Origin of the sequence: Lewinella sp. IMCC34183, from assembly GCF_003390915.1 — a bacterium.
Classification (GTDB): domain Bacteria; phylum Bacteroidota; class Bacteroidia; order Chitinophagales; family Saprospiraceae; genus Neolewinella.
On sequence record NZ_QMEM01000004.1, the window covers coordinates 108,160 to 129,146 of the forward strand.

The 20,987-nt window shown below is 62.8% G+C and carries 21 protein-coding genes; 14 read left to right on the plus strand and 7 right to left on the minus strand.

All coding sequences use genetic code 11. The features are described from left to right. The first annotated feature begins 219 nt into the window (after window positions 1-219). Window positions 220-2,643 carry an ATP-binding protein gene (locus DQG19_RS10195; RefSeq protein WP_198661712.1) on the plus strand — a complete coding sequence of 808 codons (2,424 nt, stop codon included), beginning with the start codon at window positions 220-222 and terminating at the stop codon, window positions 2,641-2,643. A 75-nt stretch (window positions 2,644-2,718) separates the two neighbouring features. On the opposite strand, the gene DQG19_RS10200 is transcribed toward DQG19_RS10195, so the two are convergent. Beyond that, window positions 2,719-3,255, minus strand: coding sequence for a hypothetical protein (locus DQG19_RS10200; protein WP_157974437.1), 537 nt, complete (start codon window positions 3,253-3,255; stop codon window positions 2,719-2,721). A 12-nt stretch (window positions 3,256-3,267) separates the two neighbouring features. Then, the gene (locus tag DQG19_RS21530; protein WP_198661713.1) at window positions 3,268-6,291 is read right to left on the minus strand and encodes a gliding motility-associated C-terminal domain-containing protein; all 3,024 of its coding nucleotides are present in this window, start codon (window positions 6,289-6,291) and stop codon (window positions 3,268-3,270) included. Window positions 6,292-6,393: 102 nt separating this feature from the next. Between DQG19_RS21530 and DQG19_RS10210 the strand changes: the two genes are divergently transcribed. From DQG19_RS10210 to DQG19_RS10245, 8 genes are all read left to right on the plus strand, one after another. Then, a complete protein-coding gene (locus DQG19_RS10210) occupies window positions 6,394-7,140 on the plus strand; it encodes a CDP-alcohol phosphatidyltransferase family protein (RefSeq protein WP_157974438.1) in 747 nt (248 codons plus the stop codon). Continuing rightward, the gene (purS, locus tag DQG19_RS10215; protein ID WP_116126162.1) at window positions 7,137-7,391 is read left to right on the plus strand and encodes a phosphoribosylformylglycinamidine synthase subunit PurS; all 255 of its coding nucleotides are present in this window, start codon (window positions 7,137-7,139) and stop codon (window positions 7,389-7,391) included. The genes DQG19_RS10210 and purS overlap by 4 nt, the downstream gene beginning before the upstream one ends. A gap of 258 nt (window positions 7,392-7,649) precedes the next feature. Continuing rightward, window positions 7,650-8,066 carry a methionine-R-sulfoxide reductase gene (locus tag DQG19_RS10220; protein ID WP_116126163.1) on the plus strand — a complete coding sequence of 139 codons (417 nt, stop codon included), beginning with the start codon at window positions 7,650-7,652 and terminating at the stop codon, window positions 8,064-8,066. Window positions 8,067-8,078: 12 nt separating this feature from the next. Then, window positions 8,079-8,558, plus strand: coding sequence for a peptide-methionine (S)-S-oxide reductase MsrA (locus DQG19_RS21620; protein ID WP_410503624.1), 480 nt, complete (start codon window positions 8,079-8,081; stop codon window positions 8,556-8,558). Window positions 8,559-8,940: 382 nt separating this feature from the next. Then, window positions 8,941-10,161, plus strand: coding sequence for an IscS subfamily cysteine desulfurase (locus tag DQG19_RS10230; protein ID WP_116126165.1), 1,221 nt, complete (start codon window positions 8,941-8,943; stop codon window positions 10,159-10,161). A gap of 147 nt (window positions 10,162-10,308) precedes the next feature. Then, window positions 10,309-10,725: a Fe-S cluster assembly scaffold IscU gene (iscU, locus tag DQG19_RS10235; RefSeq protein WP_116126166.1), complete on the plus strand. Its 417-nt coding sequence runs from the start codon at window positions 10,309-10,311 to the stop codon at window positions 10,723-10,725. An 11-nt stretch (window positions 10,726-10,736) separates the two neighbouring features. Further along, window positions 10,737-11,063 (plus strand): HesB/IscA family protein, encoded by a 327-nt coding sequence (locus DQG19_RS10240; protein WP_116126167.1) that lies wholly within the window; start codon window positions 10,737-10,739, stop codon window positions 11,061-11,063. A 71-nt stretch (window positions 11,064-11,134) separates the two neighbouring features. Beyond that, window positions 11,135-11,656, plus strand: coding sequence for a hypothetical protein (locus DQG19_RS10245; RefSeq protein WP_116126168.1), 522 nt, complete (start codon window positions 11,135-11,137; stop codon window positions 11,654-11,656). Between the two features lie 128 nt (window positions 11,657-11,784). Here DQG19_RS10245 and speD read toward each other — a convergent pair whose 3' ends face one another. Continuing rightward, on the minus strand, window positions 11,785-12,147 hold the full coding sequence (gene speD, locus DQG19_RS10250; RefSeq protein ID WP_116126169.1) for an adenosylmethionine decarboxylase: 363 nt from the start codon (window positions 12,145-12,147) through the stop codon (window positions 11,785-11,787). Beyond that, window positions 12,147-13,709 (minus strand): polyamine aminopropyltransferase, encoded by a 1,563-nt coding sequence (locus tag DQG19_RS10255; RefSeq protein WP_232826482.1) that lies wholly within the window; start codon window positions 13,707-13,709, stop codon window positions 12,147-12,149. The genes speD and DQG19_RS10255 overlap by 1 nt, the downstream gene beginning before the upstream one ends. A gap of 68 nt (window positions 13,710-13,777) precedes the next feature. On the opposite strand from DQG19_RS10255, the gene DQG19_RS20855 reads away from it, so the two are divergent. Next, a complete protein-coding gene (locus DQG19_RS20855) occupies window positions 13,778-14,260 on the plus strand; it encodes a hypothetical protein (RefSeq protein WP_157974439.1) in 483 nt (160 codons plus the stop codon). Further along, window positions 14,253-15,434 (plus strand): glutathionylspermidine synthase family protein, encoded by a 1,182-nt coding sequence (locus DQG19_RS10260; protein ID WP_157974440.1) that lies wholly within the window; start codon window positions 14,253-14,255, stop codon window positions 15,432-15,434. Before DQG19_RS20855 ends, DQG19_RS10260 begins: the two co-directional genes overlap by 8 nt. Here the strand turns inward: DQG19_RS10260 and DQG19_RS10265 are convergent. Continuing rightward, window positions 15,427-15,960, minus strand: coding sequence for a hypothetical protein (locus DQG19_RS10265; RefSeq protein ID WP_116126172.1), 534 nt, complete (start codon window positions 15,958-15,960; stop codon window positions 15,427-15,429). The two genes, DQG19_RS10260 and DQG19_RS10265, sit on opposite strands and share 8 nt — an antisense overlap. Window positions 15,961-16,035: 75 nt before the next feature. On the opposite strand from DQG19_RS10265, the gene DQG19_RS10270 reads away from it, so the two are divergent. The 3 genes from DQG19_RS10270 to DQG19_RS10280 are packed head-to-tail and all read left to right on the plus strand — an operon-like array spanning window position 16,036 to window position 17,746. Beyond that, window positions 16,036-16,395 carry a HesB/IscA family protein gene (locus DQG19_RS10270; protein WP_116126173.1) on the plus strand — a complete coding sequence of 120 codons (360 nt, stop codon included), beginning with the start codon at window positions 16,036-16,038 and terminating at the stop codon, window positions 16,393-16,395. 2 nt (window positions 16,396-16,397) lie between these two features. Beyond that, window positions 16,398-17,189, plus strand: a complete 792-nt coding sequence (locus DQG19_RS10275; protein ID WP_157974441.1) for a class I SAM-dependent methyltransferase — start codon at window positions 16,398-16,400, stop codon at window positions 17,187-17,189. Window positions 17,190-17,242: 53 nt separating this feature from the next. Further along, a complete protein-coding gene (locus DQG19_RS10280; RefSeq protein WP_116126175.1) occupies window positions 17,243-17,746 on the plus strand; it encodes a hypothetical protein in 504 nt (167 codons plus the stop codon). 4 nt (window positions 17,747-17,750) lie between these two features. On the opposite strand, the gene DQG19_RS10285 is transcribed toward DQG19_RS10280, so the two are convergent. Continuing rightward, window positions 17,751-19,676: an OmpA family protein gene (locus tag DQG19_RS10285; RefSeq protein WP_116126176.1), complete on the minus strand. Its 1,926-nt coding sequence runs from the start codon at window positions 19,674-19,676 to the stop codon at window positions 17,751-17,753. A 133-nt stretch (window positions 19,677-19,809) separates the two neighbouring features. Then, complete coding sequence (locus DQG19_RS10290; RefSeq protein WP_116126177.1) at window positions 19,810-20,913, minus strand: ferredoxin--NADP reductase; 1,104 nt, start codon at window positions 20,911-20,913, stop codon at window positions 19,810-19,812. Window positions 20,914-20,987: the final 74 nt, after the last annotated feature.

Genomic DNA, 20,987 nt, shown 5'->3' on the forward strand with positions numbered 1-20,987 from the left:
CGGCTCCCGAAGTCCTTCCCGCAGCTACCAATTTGCGCAACTTTGCAGACGAGCGCGTTTAGGCAAACAAGTAGCGTACTTTACGGGATGTATCTTTGTTGCTAAACACCTGAAAATGCGTGTCTTTCTGCTTCCGCGCATTCTGTTTTCCTGCTCATGAAACCCGCTCCCCAACCTGCCGGACTTGATTTTGCATCCATCTTTGGATCGGCTCCCGGCATGTACCTTATCCTAAAGGCGGATGCCCCATCCTATACTATCCTAACCGCCAACGATGCCTACCTGGCAGCCACCCGCCGGACCCTGGAAGATCTGCAGGGACGTAGCGTATTTGATGCCTTCCCTGAGGACCCCGGGCAAGGTGCGATGGCTCGTCTGAGCGCGTCCCTGGAACACGTTCTGCAGCACAGCGAGCCCCACGAGATAGGATTACTGAAGTACGACCTTCAGCGGCCGACCAGTACCGGGGAAGGAGAAGAATACGAGGAGCGGTACTGGAATTCCAAGAACATCCCGCTGTTCGGGGACGATGGCACCGTCAGCTGCATCCTCCACGCTACCGAGGACGTCACGCCCCGGGTGCGGGCCGAACAGGACCGCAGCCACTTCTTCACCGTGGCTACCGACTTGCTGGTCAAGACTGATTTTGACGGATGCCTGCGGGAGGTAAGCCCTGCGTGCGAGGCTATTCTGGGGTGGACCCCCGGCGAGATGACCAACCGGCCCTACCTGGACTTCGTGGACCCCAAAGACCGGAAAATAAGCGAAGAAACCATCCGGGCCGCCACCCGGGGCGAGCATGCGTACCACGTCGAAAATCGTTTCCGCTGCAAGGATGGAAACCACCGGTGGCTGAGCTGGAATACGCTGCCGATCCCCGATAAGGAAGTGATCTACTGCGCAGCGTCCGATGTCACCCAGGCCCGCAGGCTACAGGCCGTCACGGAAGGGCAGAAGCTTGCCCTGGAGATGTCCGTTCACGGTAAGCCGCTACCCTCCATCCTGGACCACCTGCTCCGCACCCTGGAGGAGAACGCCAGCATCGGGGTACGTACCTCCATTCTGCTGCTGGACGAAGAGCGGCAATGCCTGCTGCACGGGGCCGCCCCGAGTTTGCCCGATATTCTTAAACCTTCGGCGGAGGGTATTCCCATCGGCATGGACCGGGGTTCCTGCGGTGCGGCAGCATACAGCGGCAAGACATATGCGGCCTACGACATTGACACCGACCCGGCCTGGGCAAGTTTTAAGGAGGTCCCCCTTCGTCATAACCTGCGATCCTGTTGGTCTAACCCCATCTGGTCGAGTGCGGGCGAGGTACTGGGGACCTTCGCGCTTTATTACGACAAGCCGACCTACCCGAGCAGGGAAAAGATCCAGTTGCTCGAAATCATTTCGCGGACCGCCGGCACCGTCATTGAGCGCGAAAAAAATGCCGCGATCAAGCGAAAAGTAGAGCGACAGTTAATTCAGGCGCGCAACGAAGCGGAAGCTGCCAACATCGCCAAGTCGGAGTTTTTGGCCAATATGAGCCACGAAATCCGCACGCCCATGAACGTGGTCATCGGCATCTCCGACATCCTGAGTCGCCACGAACGCCTCACCGATACCCAGGCCGAGCTGGTCGACACCCTGAAGAGTTCCGCCGATTCCCTGCTGTCCCTGATCAATGACCTGCTGGACCTGTCCAAGATCGAGGCGCGGGGCGTGCAGCTGGAGCGCATTCCCTTCCGGCTGGCCGATCTCCTCGATAGCGTGGCCGATATGCTGTCGCTGCGCGCCCGGCAAAAGGGGCTCGAATTTCGGGTCGTGGGTCACGACCGGGGACCGAACTGCTTCGTGGGCGATCCGGTACGGCTGCGCCAGGTGATGCTCAATCTCTGCGGCAATGCCCTGAAGTTCACTACCGAGGGGCGGGTGACGGTCCGAGTCGAGAAAGCGATCGATTCCGACCATCGCACCGCCCGCGTTCGCCTGCGGGTGGAAGACACCGGTATCGGGATCGAGCCGGAAAAGCTTTCTTTCATCTTCCAGAAATTCACCCAGGCCGACAATTCCATTAACCGAAAATTCGGCGGCACGGGATTGGGACTCTCCATTACCCGCGAACTGGTGGAACTGATGGATGGTGCCATCTCGGTCGAAAGTGAACCGGGCCACGGATCTGTTTTCACGGTCCAGCTCCCCCTGTCGATCGACCCCGACCAGCCGGTTGCCACCCGCCCGCCGGTGCCGGCCAATGCCGGTTCATCCGCTAACGCCCGGCTACGCATTCTCCTCGTAGAAGACTTTGAGCCCAACGCCATCATTGCGGGCCGGTACCTGCGCATTTTCGGCTACCCCTACGACGTGGCCGTCAACGGCACCGAGGCCGTGGCGCTGGCCCGGCAGACGCCGTACGCGGCCATCCTCATGGATATCCAGATGCCCGAGCTGAACGGCTACGAGGCCACCGCCCGCATCCGCACGTACGAACGGCAAACGGATGCAGCGCGGACTCCTATCATAGCAATGACCGCCCACGCCATGTCCGGCGACCGCGAACGGTGCCTGGCCGCCGACATGGACGACTACCTGACCAAGCCCTTCAACTCCTCGGACCTGAAGAAGAAACTGGAAGCCTTCACTGCTACCAAACGCTAGGCGAAGGATCGTTTTTCTGTCCGCCGCGGATTGCCCACAGCGAGACTGCATACTATACCACCACTCTACTGTGTACTAAAGCCCCCCCACGGCCCCTACCGTCCACTCCAGGCGCGCCTCAATGTTTTGGGAAGTAATGCTAAAGGGAGTGATTACCAGCTCCATCCGTACTTCGTCGTTGTTCAGGAAGACGTTGCGGAAATTCTTCTGTCCCGGGTTCAGGTTCACGACCTGTTGCCGGCGCCCACCCAGCTCGTCGACGCTGAACATGAGGTCGATGAAGGTGCAGCCCCCGATGGCGTCAACGGGGCACACCCGCAGTTCCATTCGCTCGATCTCCCGGAAATCCTCGCCGGACAGGCTGGTCACCCGGGCCCGGATGCCCCCCACCAGGTCGATGTCGTCTTCCGTATATCCGTTTTCGGCCATCTCCTGCCGAAAGTTGGTGCCCATGCGCGGGCGGGCCACCACGAAAGTCTGAAACGACGGCTGCCCCGCCGGGATCGTAAAATCCACTACCGGGTAATTAAGATCGAAGAGGCGGTCGCCCAGGGAATCGGGCGAGCAGCCCGTGAGGATCAGTATACCTAGCAGACAGAGGAAAATGCGCATGGGGAAAATCAATTAGTACAGAACCGTTACGTCACCCCGGTAGCCGACCAGCCGGCCGTTGAGGTAGCGTACTTGTACGTAGTACACGTAAACACCGCTGTTCACTAACTGCCCGTCGACGGTACCGTCCCAACCGTACGCCGGATCGTTGGCCGGGAAGGGTTCGGGGGCCTCGTACAACAGTCCGCCCCAGCGGTCGTACACCCGCAGTTGCTCAACGTAGCCGATCGCCCGGTTCCCGAACACGGTAAAGCGATCGTTGGCGTCGTCCCCGTTCGGGGAGATCGCGTTGGGTACGTAGGTACCCAGGTCCTCGATGACGGTGAAGGCGACGACAGCGGTATCCACGCAGCCGACCGCGTTGGTACCGGTAACGAAGTACTTCATCGGTCCCAGGGGCATCACCCGCACCCGGGAGCAATCGGGCGTAAGGCACGTCACGCTGTCCGGCCCCCAGGCGTAGGTGACGGGAAAGTAATTGGCCCGCGCCTGGAGTACGGTATCCTCACCAAGGAAGAGGCGGGCATCTTCCACCATTAGGTCGACCACGAACGGCATCGGCTCACGGAGGGTCCCGCTGAGGCTGTCGCGGCATCCGTTGCGGTCCTCCACGTACAGGGTGTAGTCGCCGGCGGACAAGCCGGTCAGCAGGGTATCGGCCTGAAAGATCAGCCCGTCGGCACTGTATGCGTACTCCGGGGTGCCGCCCGTGGCAGCCAGCGTGAAAAATCCGATGGAGTCGCCGGCGCACACCAGGTCCTGCTGATTGGCGATGCGCGCCACGATCTCCGAGGGGTTGGTCAGGGTGACCGAATCCTGCCGGCTGCAGCCGAGGCTGTCGGTAAGGGTAAGCACGTAGGTACCCGCCGCGAGGGAGGCGCGTAAATTGGTGTCCACGCCATCGGCCCACGCGTAGGTGTAGCCGGGACGGCCGCCTAATCCGGTCGCCAGGATGGTGCCGTCGTCCACGCCGTAACAGCTCAGGCTATCGACCTGCAGGTCGGTTTCCAGCAGGGGGGGGTCGGTCACCGTAACGTTGAAATCGCCGGTGCAACCGTCCGCGTCGACGGCCCGCACGGGATAGGTACCGGCCGCGAAGCCCGTCCGCTGCTGGCTACCCTGCAAGCCCTCTCCGAAATCGTAACGGTAGGGCGCCCGTCCGTTGGCCAGCTCGATGACCAACTGACCATCCGCCCCGCCGTTGCAGGTGGGCTCGCGAAAGGCGGCGCTGCCCTCCAGTATATTCAGCCGCAGCTCGTCCACCGCTATCTCCTGCACGATCTCACAGCCCTGGCCGTCACGGGCCCGTACCGTTACGGTGGAGGCCGCCAGGTTTTCCAGGCGGTTTTCGGGGCCGAACGGACCTCCGTTAAAGCTGTATTCGTACGGCTGCGCGCCCCCCGAAAGGATGGTGAATTCCAATACGCCGTTGGTCCCGCCCCCACAATCGGGCGGCGTGATCAGGGTGTCAAGCACGAAGGCGGACGAACCCTGCACCGTGTATTCGTAACTCGCCTCACAGCCGGAGCCGTCGGTCAGGGTGACGGTGTAGCTACCCGGATCGAGACCGGCAACGGTAGCCGTGGTGGCACCGTTGCTCCAGGCGTAAGCCAGGGTGGCCCCGGGCACGGTGGAGCTGCCCGTGAAGGCGATGGTGCCGTCGCCGGCCCCGGCACAGGTAACGTCGGACACCTCGGCCACGCCCGTGAACTGCTCGCTGCAGCACACGACGTTGACGTCGGTGGTGGAAATGTACTCGATGCAGTTGCGGGTGCTGGTGATCGCCAGGGTGATGGCGGGCGCACCGGCCTCGGCGAAGGTAACGTCGTGCGGCCCGGCCCCACTGGCGAAGCGCGGCGTGGCGGTGGGGCCGAAGTCCCAGTCCCAGCTCTCGATGCCGTCGACGGAGGTGGATTCGTCCAGGAAGGTGACCGCATCGCCCACGCAGACCTCCGCGCTGCTGTAAGTCAGGTTGGGCTCGGGGCCGAGGAAGGTGCCCGTGCCGCCGAATTCGATCTCGAAGCCGTCGCCGGAGCCGGTGAAGTTCATGATGACCAGGGCGTAGGACTTGCCGGCCTCCATATCCACGAAGCTCACGTAATTGTTGTCGCCGGGCGAGCAGCCGCAATTCTCGATGGGCCCCTCCTCGGCGCGGGGGCCCAGCCCGGTGGCGCCGAAGCAGTTGACGCTGCTGTTGGGGTTCCCGCCGTTCTCGCCGGAGAACATCTGACGGATGGGCCGCCGGTCGCCGCAGTCGTCAAGGCCGCTGTCCAGTTCGTACAGGACGAAGTCGATGTCCTCGTTGAAGGCCGAGCCCAGGGGCGTGATGTCGAATTCCAGGCTACCGGCCTCGGCGCACGTCCACTTGTACCAGGCCGAATTACTTTCCTCGGGGCGCCCCTGGCAATCGATATTTTCCGACTGGAGGTCATCCAGTACATTGCCCCGTCCCTGGAGGAAGTCGACGGCGAAGGGGGACTTGTCGCACAGGATGACGGCGGTTTCGCAGTCGCTGCTGGGACTCGGCGGCGCGTCGAATTGATTGACGCAGAGCTCAAAGGTACCGGAGCGGTCGGCGCGGGCCCCGACGAGGATGTAGTAGGTCTCGCCCCGCTGCAGCTCGTTGAAGATGAGCGATCCGCTGTTGGGGGTATTCCCCCCGGCTACGAAGGTGGAGCGGCAGGCCACGCCCTGCGGACTGCCGCAGCTTCCCGAAAAGAGCGCGAACTGCGGCGCGGTAAGCGTACCGCGGCTGTTGCCGGGCTCGTCGCCGATGACCTGGATACTGACCGAATTGCGCAGGGCTACGAAACTGAACCACACGTCACGGATCTCGTCGCGCTCGTCGATGCAGGTAGGATAGTCATCAAACTCCAGGGAGGGGGTGGCATCCACATTGGTGAAGGCCGCGGCCCCGGAGCAGTAATTCATGGCTTCCGGCAGCACGATGGCGTCCGCACAATCGTCGTTTGCCGGCTGTGCCGAAGCCCCTGCGGTGGTCAGCAGGCCCAGGACAAGTGCGTAAAGTCGAATCATAATCTCAAAGCTAGCCATTAGGTAACATAGCTAGAGACGCATAACGTACCCCGGAACGCTGGCAAAGTGTCCTAACCCTAACAAACGTTTAACTTGCCGACCGTGAAAGCATGGATCCCAAACTTCGTCACCCTCCTCAACCTGTTCTGCGGGTGCGCGGCCATCGTCTGCATACTTGACCTGCGGTTCATCCCCGCGTTCTGGTTCCTGTTTGCCGCCGGCTGGTTCGACTTTGCCGACGGACTGGTCGCCCGCGCCCTCAACGTCAGCAGCGAGCACGGCAAGGAACTCGACAGCCTGGCCGACATGGTCAGCTTCGGGGTGGTCCCGGCCATGATCTACTACGTCTTGCTGCTGTTGGGCGCCAACACCGCACCTGCGTCCGCGGCCCCCGACCTGTCCGATCCCGCGGCCATTCAGTGGTCGTGGTACGCCGCCCCGGCCCTGTTCGTGGCCCTGTTCAGCGCCCTGCGCCTGGCCAAGTTCAACCTGGACACGCGGCAGTCGGAAAACTTCATCGGGGTCGCTACGCCCACGAGCACCGTCTACGCGGTGGGGCTCATGCTCATCGTCGCTACCGACGAGAACTGGGGCACCCACGTGCTGCAGCCGGCGATCCTGTATCCGTCCATTCTGGCCATGTCGTACCTGCTGGTGAGCGAGCATCCGATGTTCTCCTTCAAGCTGAAGGGCTTCGGGTGGGCCGGGAATGAGACGCGCTATATCTTTGCCGCCGTGGCAATCTGCCTCCTCATTTTACTGTGGACCTCGGCCTTCCCCTTCATCGTCGGCGTCTACGTATTACTCAACCTGGTCTACCCGCCCGTCGCCGCCAAGCCGCCCCTATGAAGTTTCTCGCCCACATCAATATTATGCCCAAAGCCGAGCTCCTCGACCCCCAGGGCAAGGTAGTCGTCAAAAACCTGCCCAACCTCGGCCTCAAGGGCGTGACCGACGTACGCATCGGCAAGCACGTCACCATGGCCCTGCACGCCGATAACGAGCAGGAAGCCCACGACAAGGTGGAAACCGCCTGCTCCAAGCTGCTCGCCAACGTGATCATGGAGAGCTACGACTTCGTGGTGGAGGAGGAGGATTGATGCGTTGGTGGCTTACTGCGTTGTTGGGTTGCCCTGCAGGACTTGCCTTGCTCACGCGGACGCCTAAAATTTTATGGCGGCGGTGCGCAGGTGCCAGGCAATAGGAGCAGCATGCGCTGAAATGGCAGCTCCTAGCCGCCCTACCGCGAGCGCAGCAAGCGGCACGGTCCCGCCACAACCCACCAATGCAGTAATGCACCCATGCACCAACGCACCACCCCCCGCCAACCATCACCACAATTCGTTTGTTTTCCTTCCATGAAAACGAAAGAAAACTGGAATCCCCTCTCCAAGGAAGAGCTGCGCGTCATAGAGCACAAAGGCACCGAGATGCCCTTCACCGGAGAGTATAACAACTTCAAGCAGGATGGCGTATTCGTCTGCCGCCGCTGTGATGCCCCCCTGTACGATAGCCACGATAAATTCAGTAGCGGTTGCGGCTGGCCGAGCTTCGACGATGAAGTACCGAATGCCGTACAGCACATTCGTGACGCCGACGGGCGCCGGGTGGAAATCCTATGCAATAACTGTGGCGGCCACCTGGGCCACGTGTTCCACGGTGAGCGCTTCACGGAAAAGAACACCCGTCACTGCGTGAATAGCCTGTCGATCAAGTTCATTCCCCGCGAGAAGTACGAGGCCGAGCACGGCAAGCTCGACACCAAAGAGGCCTGAAGGGCCACCCTGCTGCTCGGCAGCGGCTGTTTCTGGGGCCGGGAGTATCACCTGCGCCAGCTGGACGGCGTAATCGCTACCCAGGTAGGATTTGCGGGTGGGCATACCATCGACCCGGGCTACTACGATGTCTGCAAAAAGGATACCGGCCACGCCGAGGTGGTCGCGGTGCAGTATGATACACGCCGATGCACTACTGAGGCGCTCCTGACCGAGTTTTTCGCACTGCATAACTTTGAGATCAATCGGGGCAAGGGTACCGGCCAGTACCGCTCGGCCATTTTTTCCTTGTCGGAAGACGAGCAGTTGGCTACCGCCCGCCGGATGGTGGCTACGCTACGCGCCCGTGGGTTCGATCCGGCCACCGATGTGGAAGTGGTGGCGGCCTTTTATCGAGCGGAGCCGCGGCACCAGCAGTACTGTACTTCCCGGGGGCTTACGCCTTCTCGGCGGGATGATGCTCGGGTGCGGGAGGTATTGCGGGCTTTGTGAGTGTTTATTTTGCTCGGTGGCGTTTGGAAGTTTTACTGCGGATTTCCCACGGTATGTGGGTTTGCACGCAGTACAGGATTTTTACCGCAGATTAACTGCGCCACCTGCGGCAGCACGTGGATTCGCTGCGCTTGATCGCGAATTAGCGCAGATTTTTCCCGCAGCACATGCGATTTCGCAGATTAGGGATGCGCTGCGCGCCTCCGTGGCTCCGGCGTTACGATTGGAATGATGAGTTTAATTGGCGGGCCTACCCGAGCGAAGCGAGGGGCGGATGCACCACCCGCGACCGCAACAACCCAAGCAACCATCCAACGGGCAACCAAACCTTACCCCAGGTGTTAGCATGGAGCGATTCGATAAAGATCTAAGATATATACCTATGGGCCAGCGCCTTATTTACCTCGACAACAACGCCACCACCCCCACCGATCCCCGGGTTGTGGAGGCCATGATTCCCTTTTTCTACGATAACCCCGGCAATGCCGCCAGCCGCAACCACCCCTTCGGATGGGCCGCGGAGCAGGCCGTCGATACCGCCCGCAAACAGATCGCGGACCTGGTGAACGTAGATGAGCGTGAGATCATTTTCACCAGCGGCGCCACCGAGTCGGATAACCTGGCTATCAAGGGCGTCTTTGAGATGTATCAGCGCAAGGGCAATCATATCATCACCGCCAAGACCGAGCACAAGGCCGTCCTCGATGCCTGTGGCAAGATCGAAAAGATGGGGGGTAAGGTTACTTACCTCAACGTAGACCGTCAGGGCCGCATCAGCCTTGAAGACCTCGAGAATGCGATCACCGACAAGACCGTCCTGGTTTCCATCATGTGGGCCAACAACGAGACCGGCGTGATCCAAGATATGAAGGGCATCGGCGACATCTGCGCCAAGCACGGCGTACTGTTCATGTCCGATGCTACCCAAGCCGTGGGCAAGATCCCGGTCGACCCGAAAGCCGTTGGCGTTCACCTCATGGCCTTCACCAGCCATAAGATGTACGGTCCCAAGGGCGTAGGCGCGCTCTTCGTCAACCGCAAGAACCCCCGCGTCAAGGTGACCAGCCAAATGGACGGCGGCGGCCACGAGCGCGGCATGCGCTCCGGCACCCTGAACGTGCCCGGCATTGTCGGTTTCGGCAAAGCCGCCGAAATCGCCAAGGCCGAGATGGCCCAGGACGCTGAGCGCCTGAGCAAACTTCGCGACAAGCTCCAGAGCGCCCTGACCGGCATGCTGGAGGAAGCTTACGTGAACGGCGACCAGGACAACCGTATGCCCCACGTCACCAACATCAGCTTCAAGCACGTCGAGGGCGAGGGCCTCATGATGACCTTCAACCAGAACATCGCCGTGTCCTCCGGATCGGCCTGTACCTCCGCCAGCCTCGAGCCCAGCTATGTGCTGGTGGCCCTGGGCCTCGGTGACGACTTGGCACACTCCAGCCTCCGCTTCAGCCTCGGCCGCTTCACCACCGAGGAAGACATCGATGAGACCATCGCCAAGGTAGCCGAAGGCGTCAACCATATGCGCGACCTCAGCCCCATCTGGGAGATGTACAAGGAAGGTATCGACATCGATGCCATCGAGTGGTCGGAACATTAATTAGCTTGTAGTTAGCAGCTAGTAGGGGCAGTAGCTTACGGCACTACTTCCTACTGGCTGACCGCTACTTGCTAAAGCTTAACTTTTTCCGACGCTCCCGCGTTATATTTAAGCACCTTCCCGTACACACCAGTAAACTATAAGACCATGGCATACAGCGAAAAGCTTCTCGACCATTTCAAGAATCCCCGTAACGTAGGCACCCTCGACAAAGGCAGCAACAACGTAGGCACCGGCCTCGTAGGCGCGCCCGAGTGTGGTGACGTCATGCGGCTCCAGATCGAGGTCGACCCCATCACGAAGAAGATCACCGAAGCTAAGTTCAAGACCTTCGGCTGCGGTTCCGCGATCGCAAGCTCCAGCCTGGCTACAGAATGGCTGAAGGGCAAGACTGTAGATGAAGCCCTGGCCATCGATAACATGGCTATCGTGGAAGAACTGGCTCTGCCGCCCGTGAAGATCCACTGTTCGGTACTCGCCGAGGACGCCATTAAGGGCGCCATCAAGGATTACCAGACCAAGAACGGCGTACAGACTGCTGAGTCAATCGCCGCTTCCCACTAAACTTATATCCCATGCTTTTCGTAGGCGACACCGCGAAGGAGCGGCTGCGCGAAATTCGTGAAGCCAAGAGCCTTCCGGAAGATTACTTCCTCCGGGTATCCATCACCAGTGGTGGGTGTTCGGGCCTGTCTTACCAGCTGGATTTCGATAACGAGCTCCAGCCGAAGGATCAGGTGTTCGAGGATAACGGCGAGACGGTAGTTTGCGACCTCAAGTCCTTTCTCTACCTCTGCAATTCCACCCTCGAATTCAGTGGTGGCCTCAACGGCAAAGGCTTCGCCTTCAACAACCCCAACGCCACGCGCGAGTGTGGTTGCGGCGAAAGCTTCGCCGTTTAAGATCACACCGCTTCTAGGAGCAACCCATGACGCATCCGGTCCCCACCGGGTGCGTTTTTTAGTTTAGCCCTATGCCTTCCGAACGTGAACTGGCCGAGCAGCGCCGCCGCAACCGTACCGTTTACGCCCTCGAGGACTACCGCGATGCGCGCTCCGGTTTGCGCTACACCGCTCTGGGTAACCTAGCTCTGGCCGCCGTGGTAGCGCTCGGGATACTCTCCGGAACCGACGGCCCGGAACATGTTATTGCTGCTGCCCTTACCGGATTGCTCCTGCTGCTGGCGCCGCGCTTCCTTGTCCTGGAACGATTGGCCGTCCTTTACCTGCTCTTCGCCTTGTATACCCTTGGCATCATCCTGGAGTACCTCCTTGCCGATCTGCCAAGCCCGCCCTTCCCCTACCTCACCGTGGAAAACGGCTGGGTGGGCTTTATTCCGTTCGCGAATTCGCTCTTTCCGCTGCTGTACGTGCTGGCGCGCGCCGCGCTGATCTATCCGTTGATCAACCTGTACCTGAAGCGCCGCGACCTCGCCGCCCAGCCACTGGCTACGCTGCGGCAACTGGATCGGGAGTTGGCGGCAAAGTTTGAGTAAGGAATCTGTCTGACGTGCCGGGTGGCCGCGTTGATCGGAAAAGCAGGGGATTCTCCCGCGCGCTCATAGAGCGCATTGGACTGCGCTGCCGGAGGCAGCATCTTACTACCGCTGCCGGAGGCAGCATTTTACTGGGGTGGTGTCGGTACCCGGCCGCGGCCAAATCTCCGCTGTTGGGCATCGGTAGCCGCGTAACCCTCCTGCAGGATGGCGAGTCCGGCTTCCAAATCCAGCTGGCCGCAGCTAAAGACGTCCACGGCTGCGTAGCCGTGCTCCGGCCAGGTATGGACAGTCAGGTGGCTTTCCGCGATAACCACTACGCCGCTGACTCCGTGAGGTGAAAAGGCGTGGAACCGCGACTCCACCACCCGCGCGCGCATAGCCGCCGCGGCGGCAAGCAGGATGCGTTCGCTGTCGACCGGGCGCCGCAGGCGCTCCGGGGGACAGCCGTGCAGCTCTAAGAGAATATGGATGCCGAGGTAGTCCACCATCACTGAACGGTTTCGCGTTGCCAGTCGGACCACTCATCCAGGAAATACTGCAGCAGGACGGGCCGGTCCAGCCGGTTGACGGCCACCCCGCCCGGATCGGTCATATCGGAGGGAAAGGTGAACAGGGCCGGCAGCAAAGCGGCTTCCAGGAACTTCGTTGCACCTGCGTCCGCGCCGAGAAAGCGGCCGCCCGCGCGCAGGGAATGACCGGCATTGGCCGCCAGTACGAAGCCCCACTCCCCAAAGCTGGGCACCGGTACGTGGTAGGGCACCAGCTCGCCAAAGCCCGACGCGGCCAGCGTATGGAAGATGCTCCAGTACGCCGTGCGGGTGTGGTAGGGGCTCGTTGCCTGGGTGGCGAATACGCCCGCGGGTTGCAGGCGGGCGCGCACCAATCCGTAGAACCACGTGCTGTATAGGCGGGCCACGCTCTCGGTAGCGGGATCGGGTAGGTCGGCCAGGATAAGGTCGTAGCGGGCGGTATCGTTGCGGAGGAAGACCGCGGCATCCTCCACGACCGTACGGGTCCGGGGGTCGGCCAGGGCCTCCCGGTTGAGTTGGCGGATGCGGGGGTGACGACGGCCGAGGTCGAATACCCGCTCGTCGAGATCCACGATGGTGAGCGACTGCAGACTCGGATAGTCGAGCAGTTCCCGGGCCAGCAGTCCTTCTCCCCCACCCAGAATAAGGGCCCGCGAAAATCCGGGTACCTGGGCGGCGGGCAGGCGCGCCAACGCCTCGTGGTAGCGGTACTCGTCGCGGGAAGAGAACTGGATGACGCGGTCGAGGTACAGGCGGAGGTCATCGCGGTTTTGCGTCAGCACGATGTGCTGGTAGGGACTATCTTCCTCGTAAATCACCCGGTGGGGATAGGCGGCGGCCTCCCAGGCGTGGAGGAAGGGCTCGGCGCGCGCCAGCAGAAAGGCGAACAGGAGCAGGCCACCGCCCGTCCACAGGTACACGCTGCGTCGCCGCCGGGCGGAAAGCTGGGCCCGGAAGAACCAGCACACCCCCGCCCCGAGCAGCAGGTTTACCCCGCCAAAGATGAGGCTGGAACTGTAGAGCCCTACGAAGGGCAACAGCAGAAAGGGAAACAACAGCGTGGCCCCCAGGGCACCGAGGTAATCGAAGCCGAGCACGTTGGCAAGATTTTCCCGGAGCGGGAAGTAGGTCTTCATGACCCGGGCCAGCAGGGGGATCTCGACGCCCGTGAGGCAGCCGATGGCGAAGACGATGGCGAGCATCGTCCACTGGTACTGGTCGTTGGTCTGGAAACGGAAGAGGAAGTACAGCAGCGGTACCGACAGCCCGCCCAGCAGCCCCAGCAGTACCTCCGCGCGTACGAAGGCCTCCAGTTCGCGCCCCTCCACGTAGCGGGTGAGGAAGGAGCCCACGCCCATGGCGAACATATAGATACCGATGGTGAGGGAAAATTGCCGGACGCTGTCGCCCAGAAAATAGGCGCTTGTCGTACTGATGAGCAACTCGTAAACGATGGAGCATAGCCCGGCCAGAAAGACGGCGACGATGAGCAGCAACTTCTCGGTACGGGGGAGGGACAAGGGGGACGGGGGCTTCGGGTCCCGTGAAGGTAAGCGAAATAGTACCTTAGGGATTTAAGCCTTGCCCTATGCGCCCTACCCGCCCCCTCCTCTTCCTTACCGTAACGGCCGGCCTCGGTCTCGGCCTGCTGCGCTGCAGCGGCGAAAGCGAGCCCGGCCAGGGCGTCGTCACCACCGTGCGTGAGGTAGCCCCCACCGAATTCAGGATCGCCGACGAGCGCCCCGTGGACCAGATCAGCGATAGCCGGGTGATCGTCGACCGGATGAGCGGGGACCGTGACACCTTTACGCTCGCGGAGGTGAAGGCCATCGAGCAAACGGAGCCGGACAGCTCCCGCGTGCGGCGGCCGTTCCATTCCGCCGGATTGGGCTACTGGGGCTTCATTATGCTCAACCGCATGGGCCGTACCCCCGCTGCCAGCGCCTACACTAACCAGGCGGCCTACCAGCGCGCTACCGGCACGGCGGGCAGCAGCCTCTCCCGCACTTCCCGCGCCCGCAGCGGCTTCGGGCGTAGCAGTGGCACCTCAACGCGTTCCTTCGGTGGATAGGCGACTGATCGACGCCCCGCAGCGGCCGGAACGCTACGCCCGCAAGCAGGGCCTGGACTACTTCACAACCGGGGAGAACCACGATTACCTGGCCGACGAGATCCTGCTGCTGGAGCCCCGCGAGGCCGACGCGGCACTGGCCGCCGGCGATACCGCCTACTCCCTGCTGCGCGATACCGCCCGCCGCTGCCTGGCCGACCCCGCCCGGCTGGCCCGGCTCGGGACTCCCGCCTGGTGCCGTCCCCTGCTGGAGTGGTCGGTCGAAAATGCCTGGGACGACTTTCTCTTCGGCCGCTTCGACCTCGCCGGTGGGCTGGAGGGCCTGCCTCCCCGCATCCTGGAGTTCAACGCCGATACCTGCAGCCTCCTGGCCGAAACCGGCCTGCTGCAACCCGAGGTGCTGCGGCAAAACGGGGTAAAGAAAGCGGCCCCCAATAACCTGATCGCCGGCCTGGAGGCGCGGCTGCGCGAAATCGGCGCGGTCCGCAAGGGCACCCACGGCCTGTTCGCCCACCTGGGGTACCCGGAAGATGAACTCACCGTGGGCTTCCTCGCCGACCGGGCGCGGGCCGCAGGGTGGAAGCAGGTGCACACCGCTTCCCTGCCGGAAGTCACCTTCGACCCCGACGGCGGGCTGGTAGCCGACCCGCGACCGGGCAAGACCGTACGCTACTACTACCTGACCAAGTTCTTCCCCTGGGACTGGATCGCCCACGAGGAATCGGCCCTCTGGGAAATGCTGGAGGAGATGATCACCGAGCAGTACGTGCGGGTGCTCAACCCGGCCTGGACGATGCTTCTCCAATCAAAGGCCCTGCTGGCCTTCGCGTGGCAGGACCACCCCGGTCACCCCCTGCTGCTGCCCACGGCCTTTGACCCGGCCGACCTGCCCGACCCGCGGCGCGGCTACGTGCGCAAGCCGGTCTTCGGGCGCAACGGGGAAAATCTCATGGTCAGCCTGGACGGCCGCCGCTCCGACGCGGCGCGTAGCGGGGACTACGGGGAGCAGCCCGTGGTGTACCAGGAGCTGGCACCCTTCGCCACCGATGGGGGGAAGCTGCGGTATCAGCTCAGCACCTTCGTAACTCCGCGGGCGAGCGCGCTCTGTTGCCGGCGGCAGGACGGGCTCATCCTCGACGACGATGCGGAATTCGTAAGCCTGGGAATCAGGTAGTAAGTACCGAGGCCGCCTCCCGCCGGATCGCCCCCTGGGCGAGGGCCACGGGATTTTCCGTCTGCTGTCCGCTGATCATCCGCAGCCGCTCCGCCACCTGCCGGGCGGAGGTGGCCTCCTCCGAGGCGCGCGCGATCTGGAGGCTGACGTTATCCCGCGTCTGGGTGATGATGGACCAGAGGGAATCGCTCACGTAGATCTGTTGGGTGATGTTGTATTCCACTTCCTGCCGGATGGCCAGCAGCAGTTCGGCGCGGTATTCCCGGACGGGCGTCTCGTCGTCCGGGGGCAGGCGCAGGAGCAAATTGGGTACGGCGATGCGCTCCAGCATGAGGGTAAAGCGCTCACAGGCCTGCAGGCGCAGCGCTACGGGATCGACCGGTTCGGACACCGGTGCGGCGGGTGCCGCCACCTTACGCTCCAGGGCGGTCACCGCCTCACGGAAACGGGTAAGAACGCCACCGAGCAGCCAGACGAGGGCCAGGCAGAGGAGGACCGGTACCGTCCACAAAAGAAAGTTGAGCATCGCCACGGGCTAGGGTTGGCGGGCAACCATGCGGCGAATGCCGTTGTTAGTTGCCCAGTAAAGTAATTGATCGTTATGAGCGCCGAAGTTAAGTCAACCACCAAAACCTCCCCCATTTCCATTACGCCGTCCGCCATGGAGCAGCTCAAGCGCCTGCGTAACGACCTGGGGGTCGACGCGCAGCACCACCTGCGCATCGGCGTGCGGGGCGGCGGATGTTCGGGCTTCGAGTACCAGCTCGGCTTTGACCTGCCCGAAGACGATGACCAGCAGTTTACGGTGGGCGACGAGCTCGTGCTCATGAAGCCCGGCCACGCCCTTTACCTCCTCGGCATGGAGATCGACTGGGCCACCGGCCTCGAGAACCGTGGCTTTACCTTCAACAACCCCAACGCCAAGGAAACCTGCGGCTGCGGGACCTCCTTCAGTGCCTAGGCGTGACCGCTTTCGGCACCCTGCTTCCCCCGCCGCCGGCCAAGCGCCGCGGCATTCCCCTGTATTACGACAAGACCGAAGAGGAGGTCCGTCAGGACGTCTACGAACGCTACGACGAGCTCGTTGCGCGGCAGACCGCCCTGCACCTCGCCGACGAAGCCCACGGCGGTTATCCCCTCCAGCCGCTGGCCGATTACCTGGGCCGGTGGCTGCCCGATTCGCCCGCGGCCGCGATCGCCGATGTCGGCTGCAGCGTGGGCCGGCTCATCGGGGACCTGGCCACCGCCCACCCGGCCTGGGACTGCTACGGACTCGACTTCAGCTACCAGATGCTTCGGCAGGCCAGGGACTACTGGAACCTGGGGGAGACCGTATCCGCCAATCTCCTGCGCTACGGATACGGCCACGACACCTTCTCCGGTAAACGCCTGCCCAACCTGCACTTCGCCCTGGCCGACGCCGCTGCCCTACCCTTTCCGGATGCTTCCCTGGATGTGCTGTTCAGTACCTTCCTCATCGACCGCATCCCCGATCCCTTCCGGGCGTTTGCCGAGTGGCGGCGCGTTATTAAGCCCGGCGGCCGGTTGCTCTGTGTTTCTCCTCTTAATTTCCTGAAGCGGGAACAGTGGGAGAAGTACCATCCCCCCGTTCGCCTGCTCGATCACCTGCTCACTACCGGCTGGCAACTGGCGGACCTGACCGACCCCCTCTGGCTAGAAGAACCCATGGACCGCCGCGGCAGCTGCATCCGCTGGAAGACCCTGGCGCTGGTGATCGATCGCCCCGCCGTCTGACCGCTCAACCATGGCCGTCAGGCGCGTGTATACCCTAGCTACAGCCCGAACCTATGTCCGACACGCCCCGCATCCGTTTCTCCCATTTCGTAGAGCAGTTTCCCGAATTGCCCCTCCCGATCACCCTCGGGGAGGATACCGTCCGCCGCATCAGTAAAGAGACGCCCCCCCTGCCCTCGCGAATGGTCGATCAGTTCCTGGTCCCGCTGGAACCTACCGTCGTCAACGAAGAATTTACGGAGTTCGTAGCCTGTCTGCGACTGCCCGAGGCGGACAACTACGTCGGGCTAATATACTGGCGGGCCGACCTGGCCCAGTACCACTACACCCTGGTGACCCTCAATCCGAAAACGGAAGAGATTATCGACCGGGTCATCCTGGCGGGCACGAGTTACGATGGAGAGGAGCTCACGCAGACTACGGCGGCGATTACCGAGGCGCTGATGATCTACCAGGTCAGCGGCCAGGGCCAGGGCAAGAAATTTGACTACCAGGCCAGCGCGAGTACCGCCCGGCGTTTTCAGATCGCCGACTCGGGGAAGATCATCGAACTGTAGCGAGTTACTCCACCACCTCTACCCGCTCCCCGCCTTCGGGCTCGTGGTTACCGTACCCCACCACGCTAAAGTTCGCGACGCTCACTCCCGCCCTGGCCAGGTAGTCGCGGATGGCGGTAGCCCGCTCCTCACTCAGCAATTGTGCCTCGCGCGGCGACAGGTCGCCGCTGGTATGCACCCTGACTTCCACTATTTCCGCGGCACGACGTACGCGCTCGGCCAGTAGATCCAGCGCGTCGTAGCCGGCGGCGTCGGGGTAGGCCGTCCGGGGAATGAAGGTGACTCCGGCCGCCGAGCTTCGCGGAGTTGTAGGCGCGCTCGCGGGTGCGGGGGATTTGCCCGTAAGTCCGCTGTTTGCGGGCCGGGCGGATTCGGGGGCCGTACCGTTCAACTGCCGTAGTTGGGCTCGGAGCGCTTCGAGCTCCCGTAACTGGCGGGCGTATTCGTCATCGGTAGCGGTAGTCTGGGTCGGGGCAGGCTCGGGCCGCACGTCGTTCTCCCAGGGCCGGCGCGCCGTGGCGGACGGGCGCTGGTCGGGGTAGAGATCGGAGCGTACTCGGGCCTGCAGGTCTTCCGTATCCACGCGTGCGGCGGTATCCATACCGGTGGTGGTCGAGTCTTCCCATTCCAGGTCTACGAAGTCGGCCTGCTCCCGTACCCGTATCCTTTGTTCCTGTTGGCGGCGGAATTTAGCCTTCATGCGTTCGAGTTCCGCGAGTTCCCGGGCGTACTTACCCTGGAAGGCGCCCGTCGTATCGGTGGGGGGCAGGGTATCCGGTCCCATGCCGTAGTTGCCCACGGCGCGGTTGGTGTAGTCCAGCTGGCGCAGCTGATCCATGCGGGCCAGTTCCCGCTGCCGGGCGGCCAGGGCGTCGCGGAGGGATTCTTCCCGGTCCTCGCGCGCGATCTCCCGCAGGCTGGCCAGACTCCCCGCGGGCCGGCTTTGATCGACCGGCGGAATTGCACTCTCCGGAAAGGCCACTTCTCCCGCGCGGACCACGACCGCGTAGCGCTGCAGTACATCGGGGCGTACGGGGAGCGTCCGGCCGGAACTGAGCGGCACGTCCACCGTGGCGCGTCCCGCGGCCGGCGGGTTACCGAGTACACCGGAGCTGATCTGCCCCGGCGGGCAGAGTACGGCCGGGGGCAGTCCGGGGGAAAGCAGCCGCTCGTCGCGGCCCAGGTCGTCGGTCGTGGCTACCAGACCCTCATCGGTGACCGCCAGCTGCAGGAAGCGGCGGGGGAGATCGACGACCTGCGGCGCTACTCCGCGGTCGGTCTGCCGGTACCACTGCCCGCCGTCGCGGCGGAAATACAGGGTGCGGCCGTCGGCGCCGAGTTGTGGCTTGGATTCGTTGCCGGGTCCGTTGACGAATTCCAGCGGCCGGGGGGCCTCCCAGGTACCGCCGGTGATGGCCCGGCGCAGGTAAAGGTCACGCACCCCTCCTTCGGTGGGCGCATAGCTGTAGATCAGTTCCTGCCCGTTGGCGTTGAAGGCGAGCTCCTCGGGGTCGCCGGCTTCCGGGGGCAGGGGCCAGCTCTCGACCTTGCGCCAGCTGCGCCCCTCACGTTCCATCAGATCGATGCGGTTGACCGGTGCGGTGCGCAGCACCGCCAGCCGGTTGCCGTCGAGGCTACAGCCCAGCGGCCGGTCGCCTCCGAAGGAGTTGACCGGGGAACCGGGATTAAGCGCCCGCCCCCAGCTGCCTTCGGGGCGACGCTGTCGCAGCCAGATGTCTGCCTGATCGTCGGTCCCCTGGTTTCGTACGTGGTCGGGTCGCGTAAAGAACAGTACGTTACCGTTTGCGGAAAGTACGGGGTCGCGCTCCCGCACCCCCTCCGCGCCCAGGCGCTCCTGTCCGTGACCGACCCGTGCAAAAAGCACGCAGACGATTACCAGCAAGTAGCGCAGCGATGGGTGGGTAGCCATGAAGCAGAAAGAAAGCGTGTTGTAAGATACAGTGTCCTAGCCATGTATCCGGTTCACGGGTAATTTGTTACCCGGTACCGGTACATTTTCCGGTTTTCGGGTGTACGCCGCACCCGCCGGCGGGCCAACTGCCCTACACGTTGAAGTCGATGTCCACCTCCGGCGTGACGGGGTGGGACTGGCAGGTCAGGACGTATCCTTCTTCCACTTCGGAATCGTCGAGGGCGTAGCACACGTCCATCTTCACCCCGCCCTTCTCCACGCGGGCCATGCAGGTGGAGCACGCGCCGGCCAGGCAACTGTACGGCGGCGTATGGCCGGCCTGCAGCAGTCCGTCGAGGATCGTCTGTCCGGGTTCGAGGTCGATGGTGATCAGGTCCTTGGACAGCTTCACGTTCACGGTGCCACCTTCGCTCTTGGTGCGGGCCTCGCCGCTGTTGTTGCTGGCGGAAACGAAGCGCTCCACGTGAATGTGCTTTTCGTCGATCCCGTGGCCCAGCAGGGCGGCTTCCACGTTATCGATCATCCGGCCGGGTCCGCAGACGTAGTAGCGGCACTCCTGGCCCCCGGCCGGGTAGCGGCGGAGGAAGTCTACCAGGGCCTTACGGTCGATGCGCCCTTTGGGGCCTTCCCACTTGGTATGGCTGCGCTTGAAGAGTCCCTTCAGGCCACCCGTGGCGTACTTTTTGGGTTGAGACAGGGTGTGCTCCACGGTGAGTTGCCCGCTGTACTTCTTTTCCAGCTCCTGCAGTTGATCGTGGAAGATGATATTGTCCTCATCGCGGTTGCCGTATAGCAGGATCACCTCCGACTTAGGCTCCTGTTCGAGGACGGAGCGCAGGATGGACATGAGCGGCGTGATACCGCTGCCGGCCCCGAACAGGTAGTAGCGCCGGCGGGCGGCGGGGTCGGTTTCGGCCAGGAAGCGGCCCATGGGGGGCATCACCTCCACCGTATCTCCGGGCTTGAGGCGGTCGGCAATGTAGTTGCTCACCACGCCGCCCTCGACCTTTTTTACGGTCACGGCCAGCTCGTCCTGGTGGGGGGCGGAGCACATGCTATAGGCACGGCGTTCCTCCTTTCCGTCGATGATGAACTTGAGGGTCAGGTACTGGCCGGCACGGTAGTTGAAGGCGGTATGGTCCGCCTGGGGAAGCTCGAAGTACACACTTACCGCCTGCTCGGTTTCCGGTTGCATCCGGGAGACGCGTAGGGGGTAAAATTGGGGAGTGCTCATGATTGCGGGTAAGATCAGTAGGTTTGGTAGGGCGGTACCCGACGTGACGGGGACTTGCCGTATAAGCGTACTAC

Excerpts from the sequence above, each read along its gene's own strand:
- DQG19_RS10245 (WP_116126168.1), top strand. The coding sequence starts at position 11,135 with ATGCCTTCCGAACGTGAACTGGCCGAGCAGCGCCGCCGCAACCGTACC.
- DQG19_RS10220 (WP_116126163.1), top strand. The coding sequence starts at position 7,650 with ATGAAAACGAAAGAAAACTGGAATCCCCTCTCCAAGGAAGAGCTGCGC.
- DQG19_RS20855 (WP_157974439.1), top strand. The coding sequence starts at position 13,778 with ATGCGCCCTACCCGCCCCCTCCTCTTCCTTACCGTAACGGCCGGCCTC.
- DQG19_RS10280 (WP_116126175.1), top strand. The coding sequence starts at position 17,243 with ATGTCCGACACGCCCCGCATCCGTTTCTCCCATTTCGTAGAGCAGTTT.
- DQG19_RS10240 (WP_116126167.1), top strand. The coding sequence starts at position 10,737 with ATGCTTTTCGTAGGCGACACCGCGAAGGAGCGGCTGCGCGAAATTCGT.
- DQG19_RS10200 (WP_157974437.1), bottom strand. The coding sequence starts at position 3,255 with ATGCGCATTTTCCTCTGTCTGCTAGGTATACTGATCCTCACGGGCTGC.
- DQG19_RS10290 (WP_116126177.1), bottom strand. The coding sequence starts at position 20,913 with ATGAGCACTCCCCAATTTTACCCCCTACGCGTCTCCCGGATGCAACCG.
- purS (WP_116126162.1), top strand. The coding sequence starts at position 7,137 with ATGAAGTTTCTCGCCCACATCAATATTATGCCCAAAGCCGAGCTCCTC.
- DQG19_RS10230 (WP_116126165.1), top strand. The coding sequence starts at position 8,941 with ATGGGCCAGCGCCTTATTTACCTCGACAACAACGCCACCACCCCCACC.
- DQG19_RS21530 (WP_198661713.1), bottom strand. The coding sequence starts at position 6,291 with ATGATTCGACTTTACGCACTTGTCCTGGGCCTGCTGACCACCGCAGGG.
- iscU (WP_116126166.1), top strand. The coding sequence starts at position 10,309 with ATGGCATACAGCGAAAAGCTTCTCGACCATTTCAAGAATCCCCGTAAC.
- DQG19_RS10285 (WP_116126176.1), bottom strand. The coding sequence starts at position 19,676 with ATGGCTACCCACCCATCGCTGCGCTACTTGCTGGTAATCGTCTGCGTG.
- DQG19_RS10195 (WP_198661712.1), top strand. The coding sequence starts at position 220 with ATGTACCTTATCCTAAAGGCGGATGCCCCATCCTATACTATCCTAACC.
- speD (WP_116126169.1), bottom strand. The coding sequence starts at position 12,147 with ATGGTGGACTACCTCGGCATCCATATTCTCTTAGAGCTGCACGGCTGT.
- DQG19_RS10270 (WP_116126173.1), top strand. The coding sequence starts at position 16,036 with ATGAGCGCCGAAGTTAAGTCAACCACCAAAACCTCCCCCATTTCCATT.
- DQG19_RS10265 (WP_116126172.1), bottom strand. The coding sequence starts at position 15,960 with ATGCTCAACTTTCTTTTGTGGACGGTACCGGTCCTCCTCTGCCTGGCC.